Origin of the sequence: Streptomyces sp. NPDC052496 (genome assembly GCF_040679095.1) — a bacterium.
GTDB lineage: Bacteria > Actinomycetota > Actinomycetes > Streptomycetales > Streptomycetaceae > Streptomyces.
The window spans coordinates 74,289-88,409 of the sequence record NZ_JBFAUH010000011.1 but is presented as its reverse complement, the minus strand read 5'-3'; the positions used below and the strand labels follow the sequence as shown (position 1 = coordinate 88,409).

Here is a 14,121-nt window from a genome sequence, read left to right as displayed (position 1 = left end):
CAATTGACGTCGGACGCAAGGCGGTTCGGGCTCCTGGGTGACCACTGGGCCGTATGAGGCCGGTGAGGCGTGACGGAACGTTCCCGTCCGCGTCGCCCGCGGGACGGACGAGACCGGCGCTCAGTAGCGGCTCCCCGGAATGCCGGCGTCACGCGGGCCGTACGGGGCGCGGTCCAGCCAGCTCCCGGCACGGCGGGAACAGGGCGCCGCGGCGGCCGCCAGCCGCTGGGCGGCGTGCCGCCAGGGCGCGGCAGCGGTCAGGTGGGCCAGCGCGCACCCGGCTGCCTGCCGGTTGAGCAGGGCGGCCCGGTGGCGGGCGGCCGCGAAGCCGGCCACGTCACCGGTGACCGTCGCGGCCGCGGCCGCCGCCGCGTCGGCGATGCCCGAGTTCAGGCCCCGCGCGCCGAAGGGCGCGAAGAGGTGCCCTGCCTCCCCGGCGAGCAGCACCCGGCCGTACCGGTCGGTGAGGCCGTCGGCGACCACCTGCTGGAAGCGGTAGTGGGAGGACCAGGTCACGGCGCAGGCGTGACCGTCCGGCAGCAGGCCGGGCAGCCAGTCCGCCGCGGCCCCGGCCAGCGCCTCCGGATCGTCGTCGGGACGGCACTGCACGTCCACGCGCAGTCCGCCGCGGAACGGCACGGTCAGCACGTTGCGCCCGGCCATGCGCGGGTCGCGGTAGTGGAACGCCCGCTCCCGCGGCAGCGGGCGCCCGGGGTCGTCGGCCACGTCGAGCACGAGGAACGCGTGCGGGGAGCGGGGGCCGCGCAGCCGTACGCCGATGGCCCGGCGCACGGCCGACCTGGCCCCGTCACAGCCGACGGCGTACGCGGCACGGTGCCCGGCCTGCGGAGTGCGCACCGCCACGCCGTCGGGTGAGGAGACGAGACCGGTGACCGGGGCGCCCCAGTGGATCTCCGCTCCGGCACGGCGGCAGGCCGCGCGCAGCAGTTCCTCCATGACCGGCTGCGGGAGGCTGGAGAACGGCGCGCGGTCCGCCGGGGGCGGGGGGTACGTACGGCGGTGGATCTCCCGGCCCTCGTACGAGGTGCATCTCGCGCCCCAGACCAGCCCGGCGGCGACCAGTTCGGTGCCGAGCACCGGGTCGGCGGCGGCGAGCGTGGCCAGCGACTGCCGGTGCAGGAAGATCGCCCGGCTGCCGGGCCGCGGGGCGTCTTCCGCCGCCGCCTCCAGGACGGTGACGGCCGAGCCGCGGGCCCGCAGCAGCAGGGCCGTGGCCAGCCCGACCGGGCCCGCACCCAAGACCAGGACAGATGGTGTCGCGGTGGTGTTCATGACGCCTCCTGACGGGGCAGCCGGCCGCGTGCGACCTTGCCGCCCGCGGTGGTGGGAAGTTCGGGCAGGAACGTCGTACGGCGGGGGACCTTGTACGGCGCCAGGTACGCCCGGCAGTGGGCGAGGATCGCGGCCTCGTCCGCGGCCCCGTCGGTGACGGTCGCGATCCAGGCCCGCGGGGACTCGCCGCGTACCGCGTCCGGCATGGCCGTCACCGCGACCGCGGCCACCGCCGGATGACCGGCGATCACCCGCTCCACCTCGGCCGGGTAGACCGTGTAACCGCCGCACAGGATCACGTCCTTGAGGCGGTCCAGGACGGTCACGTCACCGTCGTCCGTCACGTGGCCGACGTCCCCGGTGCGCAGTGCGCCGCCGGGCGTCAGGACCTCCGCGGTGGCCTCGGGCGCGCCCAGGTAGCCGGGGGTGACGAAGGGCCCGCGCACCAGCAGTTCACCGTTCTCGCCCGTACGGACCCGGGCGTCCGGTACGGGCGGGCCGGACGTGCCCGGGTGGCCGGGGTCGTCGGCGGGGGTGAGCGCGGCCAGGCCGGCCAGTTCGGTCATGCCCCAGCCCTCGGCGAAGACGGCGCCGGACCGTTCCTGCCAGGCGCGGGCGAGCTGCGCTCCGGCGGGCTGGCCGGCGGAGAGCGAACAGCGCACCGACTCCAGCGGCAGCTCCGTACGGACCAGCAGTCTGCGGTACATCGTCGGCACCCCGGCCAGCACGGTGGGGCGGTGGCGGCGCAGTGCCTCCTCGACCGCCTCCTCGGTGAAGCGGGTGAGGAGGACCAGCGCCGCCCCGGCGGACAGTGCGGCGTTCAGCACGTTGGTGCCGTACGTGTGCGCCAGCGGCAGCGGACTGAGCACCGTGTCGCCGGGGCCCAGCGCGAGACGCCGGGCGATGTTCTCCCCGCCGAGCCGTACCGCGCGGCGGGTCTGGAGCGCTCCTTTGGGGCGGCCCGTGGTGCCGGAGGTGTAGGCGATGGTCGCGATGCCGGAGAGACCGGTGGCGGGGGAGCGGGGCGGGCCCGGTGGCGGACGGCCGGGCCCTTCGGGGGTGAGGAGGAGGACGGCGCCGCTGTCGGCGGCCGCGTGGCGGATCTCGTCCGGCGCGGACGCGGCGTTCAGCGGAACGCTCACCGCGCCCAGCTCCGCCAGCGCGAGGTAATCGGTGACCCACGCGCGGCCGTTGGGGCGGCAGAGCACCGCCCGGTCGCCGGGGCGCAGCCCCGCCGCGGCGAGTTCGGCGGCCCGGCCGGTGACCGCGGCACGCAGCGCGCGGCGGGTGAGGGGGCCCTGCTCGTCGATGAGGGCGATGTCGGTGTGGTGTCGGTACGACATGGGAGGCTCGCTTTCGTACGGCTGAGGGAGGTGGAGGGGGAGGGCGGGTCAGGCCGCCGGCTGCCAGGCGGACGCGGCGGCGTGGACCGTCCGCAGTACCTCGGCCGGGGTGCGGCCGCTCTCGTCGAGCAGCAGACCGCCGGGCCGGCTGCCCAGCGAGTAGTGGGTGTCGAAGAACGTGTCGATCTCGGCCGCCGCCGTGGCCCCGCCGGGCCGGGGCGCGCAGACCCACGTCACCGGAGTGCCCGTGGAGGCCACGGCCTCGATCAGCGCGGGCAGCTCGGCCAGGATCCGGTCCGGGGCCAGCCGTACGGCCAGCAGCAGCCGCCCGGGCACCCGCCCCGGGTTGAGCGCGGCGCACCGCGCGGCGACCTCGCGGGGGTGGCAGCCCGGTCGGGGGCACAGTCCGGTCACCGCACCGGACGGCGGCACACGGTCGCCGTCGGCCGTCCACCGGACCTGTCCGGCGATCGGCGGCGGGCAGGTGTCGAGGAACGTCATCAGCTGCGGGAAGTCGCCCAGCCAGGCGGCGGAGCCGGCCGCCGCCCGGTACTCCTCGGCGACCCACCGCGCCTCCCGGGGCAGCACACCCGGCGGGGCGTGCCCACCGGTGACGACGGTGACCGGGACGCCGGCCACGTGGTGGAGCAGCGCGGTGGCCGCCGTCGTCAGCGCGCCGGTCGCATGGCGCCCGAGCTGCAGGAGGAACGCCTCGCCGCGCACCGTCGGAGCCAGCACCGGATGCGGGTCCGGTACGGCGGGCCCGGCGCGCCCGATCTCCTCGGTGAGCGGACGAGGACGGCCCAGGAGCCGCTGCCGCGCGGGCGGCGACGGAACGACGACCGGCGGTGGCCGGACCGGTGCCGGACCGCCGTTCTCGCCGCTCTCGTCGTTCTCCAGAGCGGCGGGCACCAGCCGCGGGTTGAACAGCTCGCGGAGGAACAGCCAGGGCCGGTCACCGTCGAGCACCACGTACGACTTGAACACGGCGGACCGGACCCGGCCGTCGTGCTCCCATCCGGCCACGCCGACCTCCACCAGCCGCCGGCCGCGCATCGCGCCGGCGGCCCGCAGGCCGTAACCGATCGGCGTACGGCCGCTGGTCAGGCACGCGGCCAGCGCCGGGTCGTCGGGCACCAGCCCCACGACGGTGTTGAGCGAGACGGGCGTCAGCGCGGCGTCGGCCAGTGCGGAGCGGCGTACCAGGACCTGTTCGTCCCGGCCCAGGCTCAGGCAGCGGCGAGTCAGCGCGTCCTGCGCGGCGGCGGGCGCGGTGCCCTGGTGCAGCACGCGCAGCCGCAGGGGCGTGGCGAGCGCGGACTCCAGCAGGGTGGTGGTCAGCCCGTCGCTGGCGAGCAGCATCCGGGTCAACGGGCTGCGGAACCGGGCGACGTCACCGAGGTCGAAGGGGCGCGGGGCCGGCCGGTCGGGGGACCGGTCGCCGGCGGCACAGCCGTCCGGCAGGTGGCGGTCGGTACTGGGGTAGCGGAGCGGGGTGAACACGGTCAGGTCCTTTCCAGGGGAGGGGCGGTACCGGGGACGGCCGCCGCCCGGGGGTGGGGGCAGGTGGAGCGGCGGCGGGCCCGTGCCGCGCCGGCCAGCTCCCGCAGCAGCTGGGCGGTGCCGCTCCAGCCGATGCACGCGTCGGTGACGCTCTGTCCGAAGACCAGCGGGCGGCCGGCGCCGGCGTCCTGGCGGCCGGGTACCAGGAAGCTCTCCAGGAGCACGCCGCGCACGGTCGTGTCGCCGTCGGCGATCCGTACCGCCAGGTCTTCGGCGACCGCGTGCTGCCGCTCGTGCTGCTTGCCGCTGTTGCCGTGGCTGGCGTCCACGACGACGCGGGCCGGCAGCCCGGAAGCGGCGAGCAGCTCCACCGCCCGGCGGACGTGTGCCGCACCGTAGTTGGGGCCGTCGGCGCCGCCGCGCAGGACGACGTGGCAGTCCGGGTTGCCGCTGGTGCGCAGCAGGGACACCGGTCCGGCGCCGGACGCGCCGAGGAAGGTGTGCGGTGCGGCCGCGGCCCGTACGGCGTCGACCGCGACCTGGACCGAGCCGTCCGTGCCGTTCTTGACGCCGACCGGCATCGGCAGGCCGCTGGCCAGGTCCCGGTGGACCTGGCTGGCTGCCGTACGGGCCCCGATGGAGCCCCAGGCGACGACGTCGGACAGGTACGCCGGGGTGGCCGGGTTGACCCATTCGCAGCCCACCGGCAGCCCGGTCTCGGCGATGTCGAGCATCAGGGACCGGGCTTCGGCCAGGCCGCGGCCGAGGTCGGCGCCGCCGTCCAGGCCGGGGTCGCCGACCAGGCCGGGCCAGCCGAGGCAGGTGCGCGGCTTCTCGACGTAGACCCGCATCACGACGAGCAGGTCGTCCGCCAGCGAGGCCGCCGCGTCCCGCAGCCGGGACGCGTAGCCGAGGGCGGCCGCCCGGTCGTGCACGGAGCACGGCCCGGCGATGACGAGCAGCCGGTCGTCCCGGCCGTCGAGGACCCGTACGGCGTCGTGCCGGGCGGTCATGACGGTGTGCGCCGCGTGGTAGGTGAGCGGCAGCCGTTCGCACAGCTGCGCCGGGCTCTCCACCGGCAGGACGCGGGTCCGGCCGCCGGTGGGGCGGACCCGGCGTCCGTCGGGGTGGTGGAGGCGGGGGGTGTCCGGGGTGGCTGTCGGGGTGGGCATGGCGGTTCGCTCCTTCGGGGCGGTGCGGTCGGTGTCCTGCGGGGTGGACGGTGGATACGTCATGAGGAGTGACCTCCGTGTCCTCCTGAGCCCCCATGGCCTCCTGAGCCCCCGTGTCCCCCTGAGCCCCCATGGCCGCCGCCGTGCATTCCGGGGTGCATGTCCATCACCGGTCCCGGCATGACCGTGAACGGGCGCATCATCGACTCGTCCTCGTGTTCGAGGATGTGGCAGTGGTACATGTAGCGCCCCGAGCCGCCGTCGAACCGGCCCAGTACGGAGACCAGTTGGCCGGACCCGGCGGGCGCCGGCCTGGTGTCGCCGACCCGTACGGTGTCCTTCCAGCCGAGGTCGGCGCCCTCGACGGGCAGGTCCCCGGTGAAGGTGACGGGGGTGACGGTGCCGTGGCCGCGCACCGTGCCGTCGCCGTGGTACAGCCGCTGGAAACCGCGGGCGTCGTAGTGCTGCCGCCGGGTCTCCTGGAAGCGGATCAAGTGGATGTGGAAGGGGTGCACGGGGCCGCCCAGGTTCAGCACGTTCCACTGTTCCCAGCCGCCTTCGCGCGCCATGATCGTGGTGGTGTCGTTGAACATCTCCGCGACCCGGCGCAGCGTCAGCAGGGGCTGTCCCGGCCGCTGCACCTGCACGATGCCGTCGCTGGGGATCTCCACCGCCGAGGCGTCCTCGACGGTCTCCATCTCCCACATCATCGGCATCCCGGTCGCGGCGGGCGGCGTCAGCACGATCCACCGGTGCTCGTGGTCGGGGGCCGTGGCGTGGCTCAGCCGTACGTAGGACGGGCTGATCCGGCCCGGCAGCGTGAACGGGTCGTCCGCCGCCTCGTCCGCGACCCGGAACTGCAGCACCTCGGGCGCGGGCGCCGGGCCGGGCGGGGTGGTGGCCGCGTCGGCCCAGTGGACGCGCATCCCCCGCAGGACGGAGAAGTCGGCCAGTACGTCGGCGCGTTCGGCCGGTGCCAGGGTCAGGCCCTGCTCCGGCAGCGGTGCCGGCTCGGGCAGCAGCCCGCTGTCCGTACCGATCTGGTGGAAGGCGCGGGCGACCAGTTCCGGGTCGACCGGTGTGCCGTCCTCGTGGCACAGGCGCAGGGTGAAGAACCGGGCGTTGGAGCCGTTGACGATCCGGAAGCGGTACCAGCGGGCGGCCACCTCCAGGTGCGGCTGGACGACGCCGTTGACGACGTTGTACGGGCCGAAGAACGGCCGGGGCACGTCCTGGGCGTCGCGCAGGACCTTGTGCAGCAGCACGCCGGTCGGGCGGCCCTTCCAGTCGGTGTCCACGTTGCGGTCGCACAGGACGAGCGGGATCTCGCGGTCGCCGTCCGGCAGGCCGAGCGCCGCTTCCTCGTCGTCCCTGATCCAGTACATGCCGGCCAGGCCCGTCATCACGTTCAGCGCGGTGATGTTCATGGCGTGGTCGTGGTACCAGAGGGTGCAGGACGCCTGGTCGTTGACGTACTCGGAGAGCTGGGTCTCGCCCGGCGGCACCGCGTTGTCGGTCCAGCCGTCGTTGACGCCGCTGGTCCGCGCGCCGTGCAGATGCACCACCGTCCACGGCGGCAGTGCGGCCACCTTGCGGTCGAAGGTGTCGGCCGCCGGGTCGTAACCGGGCCGCATGGTGTTCGCCGGTACCCGCGTCTCCACCTTGATCAGGGGGTACGGGCCGCTCAGCCCGTTCTCCCAGGACACCCGCAACCGGGTGCCGCGCCGCACCTCGATCGTCGGTCCGGGGACCTGGCCCTCGTACGCCCACATCAGCGACGGGGGGAGTTGCGAGTGCAACGAAGTGTGGACGGGGCGGGTCCGTACGGTCAGCTCGGCGCGGCCGGTCTCCGGGTCGGGCTCCGGCCGCAGGACCGGCGGGATCCGCAACGGGTCCAGGAACGGTTCCAGCGGCGGCGGCGCGGGGGCGGCCGGGGTCTGCGGGACCACCAGGGGGTCCGGAGTGACCAGGGGGTCCGGGACCGGAGAGGTCTCCAGGGCCACCGGGGCGGGGTTTTCGATCAGCTCAGGCATTTCGGGGGCTCTTTTCGGGGAGCTGGAAAGGTTGACTCCCTCACCGTGCGCCCCGGCGCCCCCTCACCACATCGGGGAAAACACGGGCCCCACTACTGAACCGCTACGGATACGGAGACCGCCCTACTGAGCCGGCCCCCGGACCCGCCCCGCAGCCCGCCCACCCGCCCCTCAGCCCTCCGGCCCCCGCACCCCCGCCAGCTTCCCCGCCACCGCCGCCCGCGACGACACCCCGAGCTTCGCGAAGACGTGCGCCACATGCGTCTCGACCGTGCGCGGGCTCAGGAACAGCCGCTCCGCGATCCGCTGGTTGCTGAACCCCTGCCGGACCAGCTCGGCCACCTCCGCCTCCCGCCGCGAGAGCCGCCCGTCCGTCTGCGCGGCCCCCCGCCCGGCCCGGACCCCCAGTTTCCGCTGCTCGCGTACGGTCCGGGCGTGCAGCCCCAGCGCTCCGCACGCGCCGAAGACCTCCGCCGCCCGCGCCAGCTCCGTACGCGCCGCGGCCTTCTGCCCGCAGCGGGCGTGCGCGGTGCCGGCCCGCAGCCACGCCCGCGCCGCGAACAGCCGCTCACCGGTCGCCGCGAACAGTTCCGCCGCCCGGCCCGCGCCGCGTGCCGCGGCGGCCGGATCGCCGTCCTGCTCCGCGTGCGCCCGCGCCAGCACCGCGTGCCCCGACCCCGTACCGCCGCCCGGGACCGCCGCGGCCCGGTCCGCCCAGCCCGCGGCCGCCGCCGGCCGGCCGCGCTCGGCCTCCGCGTCGGCCATCGCCTCGCAGCACACCAGCAGACAGCTGCGTTCCAGCAGGGGGTCGACGAACTCGTCGCACGCGGCCAGCACCTGCGCCGCGCCCGCGTCCACCTCCTGGAGTTCGACCAGGGCCAGGCCGCGGCCGACGGCGCCGAGCCGCGCCCACCACTCCCGGCGGCCGTCCGCGTGCCGGATCGCCTCGTCGGCGAGGGCCAGCGCGGCGGCGGCGTCGCCCGTCCAGCGGACCATGAGCGACTTGACGGCCAGCGCCAGGGCCACGCACTCGTCGGAGCCGAGCAGCCGCGCCGCGTCCACCGCGTCCTCGGCCCGGTCGACGGCCTCCGCGAGCCGCCCCGTCCGGCCGCACGTGAACGCCTGGGCGGTCAGCATCCAGGGCGACAGATAGCTCTGCCCGGTGGCGTTGGCGATGGCCAGGCTCCGCTCGACCGTGCGGGCGGCCTGCGGCAGCCGGCCCATCATCGCGTCGATCCAGCACAGGAAGGACAGCGACTCCAGCCACGGGGCCAGCTCGGCGTCGGTGGCCTCCTCCGTCAGCCGTTCGGCCGCGGCGGCGAGGCCGTGCGCGGCGTCCAGGTCGCCCGCGCCGTACGCGCAGCCGAGCCGGAGCACCACGAGCGGCACCCAGTCGTCGGGCGCGCCGCCGCCCGCCTCGGTGCCGCCGCCGGGCCGGGAGAGTACGGCGGTCAGCCGGTCCAGCTGCTCGGCGGCGGCCGCGAAGTCGGCGCGGATCAGGCTGTCGCCGATCAGCTGGAGGTGCAGCGGTACCGCGTCCGCCGCGTGCTCCGGCGGCACCCGGCCCAGCTCCGAGCGGAGCAGGGCGCGTCCCTGCGCCTGCCGGTTGAGCAGCCGCTCCAGGATGGCGCAGAACCGGGCGGCGCGGGCCCGCTGTGCCCAGGCGTCCGGCGGCAGCAGCCGCAGCACCTCCAGGGCGGTGTCGCGGCCCTGGACGAGGCGTCCGCCGACGCCCTGGAGCCGGGCCAGTTCGACCAGCAGGGAGAGCCGGTCGGGCGCGGGCCCGGCCGCCGTGCCGCCGGGTTTCTCGGGGAGCAGGTCCAGGGCGGTGCGCAGCCACTGGGCGGCGGTCGCGGGGGACTGGTACGCGGTGGCGCGGGCCGCCTCGACGAGTACGCCGACGGACAGCAGGTCGCCGAAGCGCGCCGAGCGGGCGATGTGGCGGGCGCGGGTGACGGTGGGCGCGTCGCGCTCGTCCAGGGCGGCGGCGACGCGGGCGTGCGCGGCGACCCGCCAGCCCGCGCCGGAGGAGGCGTACGCGAGGTGCCGGACGACGGGGTGGCGGAAGCGGAAGCGGCCCGGGGCGGGCGCGCAGCGCACCACGTCCCGTACCGCCAGCTCGTCGAGGGCCGCCAGCGCCTCCGCCTCGGTCGTGAGCGCGGCGACGGCCACCATGCCCGGCTCGAACTCGTCCCCGAGCGTGGCCGCGGCCTGGGCGGCCAGCCGGGCGTCGGCGGGGAGCGCGGCCAGTTCGGCGGCCAGCGCTTCGCGTACCGCGTTCGGCAGCAGCCCGTCGTCGGGCGGGGCGGCGCTCTCGGCGGCGCTGCCGGCGGGCGTGGCGGCAGCCGGTGCGGAACGGGCCAGCGCCTCCAGGTACAGCGGATTGCCGCCGCTGGCCTCGTAGAGCGCGCGGCGGCGCCGGGCGCCGACGGAAGGGCCGAGGAACTCACCGGTCTCCCGGAGGGTGAGCGGTGCGACGTCGATACGGGTGCGCAGGCCCGGCGCGGAGTCGGCGAGGGCCGCGGTCAGCCGGGGGCCCGCCTGGCGGGTGCGGTAGGTGACGGCGAGCAGGAGCGGGCCGCGCGGCGGGTGCCGGGCGAGGTGGGACAGCAGCTCCACCGAGCCCTCGTCGGCCCAGTGCACGTCGTCCAGCAGGACGGCGAGGCCGCCGGGCGCCGCGAGGGCTTCCAGCAGCAGGCGTACGGCACGGTGCACGCGGTAGCGGTTGAGGCCGGTGCTCGGGGCCGCCGCGGTGTCCGGCCCGGGGCGGTCCGCCGGCAGGGCGGGGAAGACGTCGGCGAGCAGCCGCGCGCTCTCCGGGTCCAGGGCCGCGCGTACCTGCTCGGCCCGGTTCTCCACCTCGTCGTCCAGGGCGTCCACGGCAAGTGACAGGGGCACGTCGTTCTCGTACTCGGTGGCGCGGCCGCGCAGCACGGTCAGCCCGTGCCGCGACGCGGCGCCGGCGGTCTCGCCGAGCAGTCTGGTCTTGCCCGCCCCCGGGTCTCCGCTCAGTTCGACGAGCCGGAACTCGCCGGCGGCGGCCCGCTCGGCTTCGGTGGCCAGCAGGCGTACGACCTCCGTACGGCCGACGAGTGCGCCGTTGCCGTGGGGCGGTGCGGAGCTGTCGGGCATCGGGCGGGCCGGTTTCGTTCGAGGGGGCGGACGGGTGAACGGCGGAGGTCGCCCCAATGGAATATTTTGGTCTATGGAGACTTTCCGGGCAATCTCTCGGAGTGGCGGGGCTGAGGAGGCCAGAGCCGTATGCAGCGCCGCATCCCCCTGTTCACCAGCGAAGGCGTCCGTGACGCCGAGGTCACCGTGCACCCGTTCGCGGCCGGCGACGGGCTGGGCCTGACCCTGACCCGCTACCGCCGCCGGCCGGCCACCGGCTCCGCACCGGCCACCGGCTCCGTACCGTCCGCAGGCCCCGCACCGTCCGACGCGGTGCTGCTCGTGCACGGCCTGACCACGTCGAGCGACATGTTCGTCATGCCCGAGCACGACGACCTCACCACCTACCTGCTCGACCACGGCTACCCCGACGTCTGGGCCCTCGACCACCGGATGAGCAACCGCTTCCCGTACGACCTGGCGGCGCACCGCTTCACCCTCGACGACGTGGCCCTGCACGACTTCCCCGCCGCGTTCGCCGAGATCCGGGCGCACATCGGCCCGGCCGCCCGGTTGCACGTGATCGCGCACTGCCTGGGCGGGGTCACCTTCGCCATGAGCCTGGCCGCGGGGCTGGTCACCGGCGTGACCAGCGCGGTCATCAACAGCTCCGCCCTGGTCCTGCGGCCGCCCCGGTGGTCCCGCTGCAAGCTCTACGTCGTCCCCGGCCTGACCGAGTACGTGCTCGGCCTGCCCTACCTGAACCCCGCCTGGCCGCTGGACGCCCCCTTCACCCGCGGCCGCATGATCGCCCGCCTGGTGTCGCTCTTCCACCCCGAATGCCGGGAGCCCTCCTGCCACATGGTCAGCGCGATGTGGGGCTCCGGCCGGCCCGCGCTGTACGACCACGACCTGATGTCACCGGTCACCCACGAGCGCGTCGCGGACCTGTTCGGAGCCACCGGCCTGAACTACTACCGGCACATCCGGGCGATCGTCCGGGCCGGCCGGGCCGTCAAGTACCGGCCCGGCGACCCGGCGTACCGCGAACTGCCCGACGATTACCTGGAGGCGGCGGCCGGCCTGACCACCCCGCTCCTGCTCACCACCGGCGACCGCAACCACGTCATGGCCGGCTCCAACCCCGCCTGCCAGCGCGAACTCGCGGTCCGCGCACCCGGCGTGTCCCGGCTGCACCTCTTCCCGGGCTACGGCCACCAGGACGTCTTCATGGGCAAGGACAGCGCCCGCGACGTCTTCCCGCACCTGACCGCCTTCCTGGACACCCACGCCCGCTGAACGTCCCCGAGGGCGGCGCTACCGCCCCGGCCCGTACACCCCCCACAGCTCCCCGGCGAAGAACTCCCCGAACCGGGCGAGCGCCGCGAGCGGAGCGGCACCCGTCGCGCGCATGGAGGCCAGCTGCCGCACGAAATCCAGACGGCCCACGCGCACCACGCCGGAACAGAGCGGCGCCTGCGCGGGCACCTCACCCGGCGCGTGCCGGCCCCGGCGGACCTCGACCGCGAGCGTGGTGGTGTCCGCCCACAGGTCGGGCCCCGGATCGTCCCCCACCTCCTTGCGGCCGGTGAGGGTCAGCGGGTGGCCCCCGGGCCCGTCCAGGTTCAGGTGGTAGAGCATCCGCCGGCGCCCGGGGAGCCCGCTCGGCACGAACAGGTTGAACCAGCCCTCCCGTACGGGCAGCCGGCCGCCCAGCGGATCGCAGTCGACGGTGCCGCGCACGGCGGCCCGGTGGTCCGGCGCGTCGATGAAGGCGTCCACGTCGTCGACGGTGACGGTCAGCCGCAGGACGAGCCCGGGCCCGTCGGCCAGCGCGCCGCGCATCACCTCGGCGAACGTCAGGGTGGTGGCGGGCGCCGGGGCCGGGCGGTGCGCCCGCCGGGGCGGCCGGTTCTCCAGCAGCCGGGTGCTCATCCGGTCCGCCAGCGCCGCGATGGTCAGCGACGGGTTGACCCCGACCGGCCCCGGCAGCGCCGCCGCGTCCGCCACGTACAGGCGCGGATGCCCGAACACCTCGCCGTACGGGTCGCAGACGGCCTCCTCCGGGCGGTCGCCGAGGGGCGCGCCGCCCACCGGGTGGACGGTGACGACCCGCCGCCACCACCAGAGGGGGTTGTCCAGGTGGCCCGCGCCCATCGCGTCGGCGAGCCGCCGCATGGTGGTGCGGACGCCCTCGTAGTACGCCCGGCTGGTGGCGGTGGTCCACCGCACGTCCAGCCGGCCGCCCCGCAGCCCCATCACCCCGTCGGGCACGTCCCGGCCCACGCCCAGCAGCGGCAGCACCCCGGGGAAGCCGTTGCCGGACCCGAGCAGGGCGGCGATCTCGCCGGAGAGGTTGCTGTCCGCCGAGCCGAGGACGTGGTCCCGCGCCAGGCCGGCGGCGAACGCGGCCAGCCGCCCGGCGCCTCCGGCGAGCCGCACGCCTTCCGCGAGCCAGTTCAGGAAGCCGGGGTAACCGCCGTCCTGGACGATGTGCCCGCGCCCCGTACCCCCGTCCGCCTCGCCCACCACACCGGTGATCACCGGCCCCCGGTCCGGGCGCGGCACCGGCGTGCCGCCCCGGCCGTACAGGAACGTCAGCAGGTCGCCGTTGCCGCAGAACCGGGTGCCCAGCGCCGGGCCCAGACCGGGCAGCCGCGCCCGGTTGGCCAGCAGCAGGTGGACCGTGCCGTACGTGCCCGCCGCCAGCACCAGCCGGTCGCAGTCGAGGTGGCGCCGCGGCAGGTCGGCGGTGCGCACCGGCGGCCCCGCGCCGTCCATCGCGTGCACGACGTAACCGACCCGGTATCCGCTCTCCAGCGGCTCCACCGTGACGGCCTGATGCCCGGTCCGCAGGTCGGCGCCGTGGTGCCGGGCGGCGGACAGGTAGGTGTGGTCCAGGGTGTTCTTCGCGCCGTTGTTGCAGCCCAGGTCGCACTCCCCGGTGAGCGCGCAGGTGCCGCGCGGTACGCCGTGGAGGTTGCCGTACGGCTCGTCCGCGAGCGGCAGGCCCGGGCCGGGCGGCGCGCCGGGGCGCGGGGCGAAGCTGACCGCGAGCGGCGCCGGTGACCACGGCAGCCCCGCCCGGCCGGCCGCCTCCCGCAGTGCCCGCGTCTTCGGCGTACGGGCGTACGGTTCGGTGTCCGCCGGGTACGGGACCGGGCGCAGCACCGACTCGACCGCGTCGTAGTGCGGGTCGAGGTCCGCCCGGGTCAGCGGCCACGACTCGTGGCCGCCACCGGGCAGTTCCTCCCGCGGCACGAACCAGTGCGGCTCCTTGCGGAGCAGCACGTTGGCGTAGATCAGCGAACCGCCGCCCAGCCCGCTGGAGACGAGCGAGTCGCAGCCCCGGAACCGCCAGACGTCGAACAGGCCGTACAGCCCCTCGCTCGGATCCCACAGGGCCCGCCCCAGCTCCGCCGGCGTCCGGGGGAAACTCCCCGGCGGGTACGCCCGGCCGCGCTCCAGGACGACCACGGACAGGCCCGCCTCCGCCAGCCGGTACGCCGCCACCGCACCGCCGAAACCGGACCCGACGACCAGCGCCTCGACCCGCTCGGGACGTCCCGTCCCGCTCCCCGGCGACGCCTCGGCCACGGCCCGTCCCTCCAGTTCGGCGACGGCCGCGCGGTCCGCGGCGGCCGGCCCTCCCAGTAGAGCAACGGT

The 14,121-nt window shown here is 76.0% G+C and carries 8 protein-coding genes; 1 reads left to right on the top strand and 7 read right to left on the bottom strand.

Annotated elements, in window-relative coordinates; translation table 11 throughout:
• Positions 1 to 120 precede the first annotated feature (120 nt).
• The 6 genes from AB0L45_RS16730 to AB0L45_RS16705 form a co-directional block, all read right to left on the bottom strand.
• Entirely contained in the window at positions 121 to 1,293 is a 1,173-nt protein-coding gene (locus AB0L45_RS16730; RefSeq protein WP_365840434.1) for an FAD-dependent monooxygenase, read from the bottom strand.
• Positions 1,290 to 2,636: an AMP-binding protein gene (locus tag AB0L45_RS16725; protein ID WP_365840432.1), complete on the bottom strand. Its 1,347-nt coding sequence runs from the start codon at positions 2,634 to 2,636 to the stop codon at positions 1,290 to 1,292. The genes AB0L45_RS16730 and AB0L45_RS16725 overlap by 4 nt, the downstream gene beginning before the upstream one ends.
• 48 nt (positions 2,637 to 2,684) lie before the next feature.
• Positions 2,685 to 4,139, bottom strand: a complete 1,455-nt coding sequence (locus tag AB0L45_RS16720; RefSeq protein WP_365840430.1) for a 3-deoxy-7-phosphoheptulonate synthase — start codon at positions 4,137 to 4,139, stop codon at positions 2,685 to 2,687.
• 2 nt (positions 4,140 to 4,141) lie between these two features.
• The gene (locus AB0L45_RS16715; protein WP_365840428.1) at positions 4,142 to 5,311 is read right to left on the bottom strand and encodes a 3-deoxy-7-phosphoheptulonate synthase; all 1,170 of its coding nucleotides are present in this window, start codon (positions 5,309 to 5,311) and stop codon (positions 4,142 to 4,144) included.
• 59 nt (positions 5,312 to 5,370) lie between these two features.
• On the bottom strand, positions 5,371 to 7,344 hold the full coding sequence (locus tag AB0L45_RS16710) for a multicopper oxidase domain-containing protein (RefSeq protein WP_365840426.1): 1,974 nt from the start codon (positions 7,342 to 7,344) through the stop codon (positions 5,371 to 5,373).
• A 171-nt stretch (positions 7,345 to 7,515) separates the two neighbouring features.
• Complete coding sequence (locus tag AB0L45_RS16705) at positions 7,516 to 10,476, bottom strand: AAA family ATPase (protein ID WP_365840424.1); 2,961 nt, start codon at positions 10,474 to 10,476, stop codon at positions 7,516 to 7,518.
• A gap of 129 nt (positions 10,477 to 10,605) precedes the next feature.
• On the opposite strand from AB0L45_RS16705, the gene AB0L45_RS16700 reads away from it, so the two are divergent.
• The gene (locus tag AB0L45_RS16700) at positions 10,606 to 11,754 is read left to right on the top strand and encodes an alpha/beta fold hydrolase (protein ID WP_365840422.1); all 1,149 of its coding nucleotides are present in this window, start codon (positions 10,606 to 10,608) and stop codon (positions 11,752 to 11,754) included.
• Positions 11,755 to 11,772: 18 nt separating this feature from the next.
• Here the strand turns inward: AB0L45_RS16700 and AB0L45_RS16695 are convergent, their stop codons facing one another.
• A complete protein-coding gene (locus tag AB0L45_RS16695) occupies positions 11,773 to 14,052 on the bottom strand; it encodes a GMC family oxidoreductase (RefSeq protein ID WP_365840420.1) in 2,280 nt (759 codons plus the stop codon).
• Between the last annotated feature and the right edge of the window lie 69 nt (positions 14,053 to 14,121).

What these genes read in the sequence shown, in the direction of transcription:
- AB0L45_RS16730 (WP_365840434.1), bottom strand. Translation starts at nt 1,293, where the DNA reads ATGAACACCACCGCGACACCATCTGTCCTGGTCTTGGGTGCGGGCCCG.
- AB0L45_RS16710 (WP_365840426.1), bottom strand. Translation starts at nt 7,344, where the DNA reads ATGCCTGAGCTGATCGAAAACCCCGCCCCGGTGGCCCTGGAGACCTCT.
- AB0L45_RS16700 (WP_365840422.1), top strand. Translation starts at nt 10,606, where the DNA reads ATGCAGCGCCGCATCCCCCTGTTCACCAGCGAAGGCGTCCGTGACGCC.
- AB0L45_RS16725 (WP_365840432.1), bottom strand. Translation starts at nt 2,636, where the DNA reads ATGTCGTACCGACACCACACCGACATCGCCCTCATCGACGAGCAGGGC.
- AB0L45_RS16715 (WP_365840428.1), bottom strand. Translation starts at nt 5,311, where the DNA reads ATGCCCACCCCGACAGCCACCCCGGACACCCCCCGCCTCCACCACCCC.
- AB0L45_RS16705 (WP_365840424.1), bottom strand. Translation starts at nt 10,476, where the DNA reads ATGCCCGACAGCTCCGCACCGCCCCACGGCAACGGCGCACTCGTCGGC.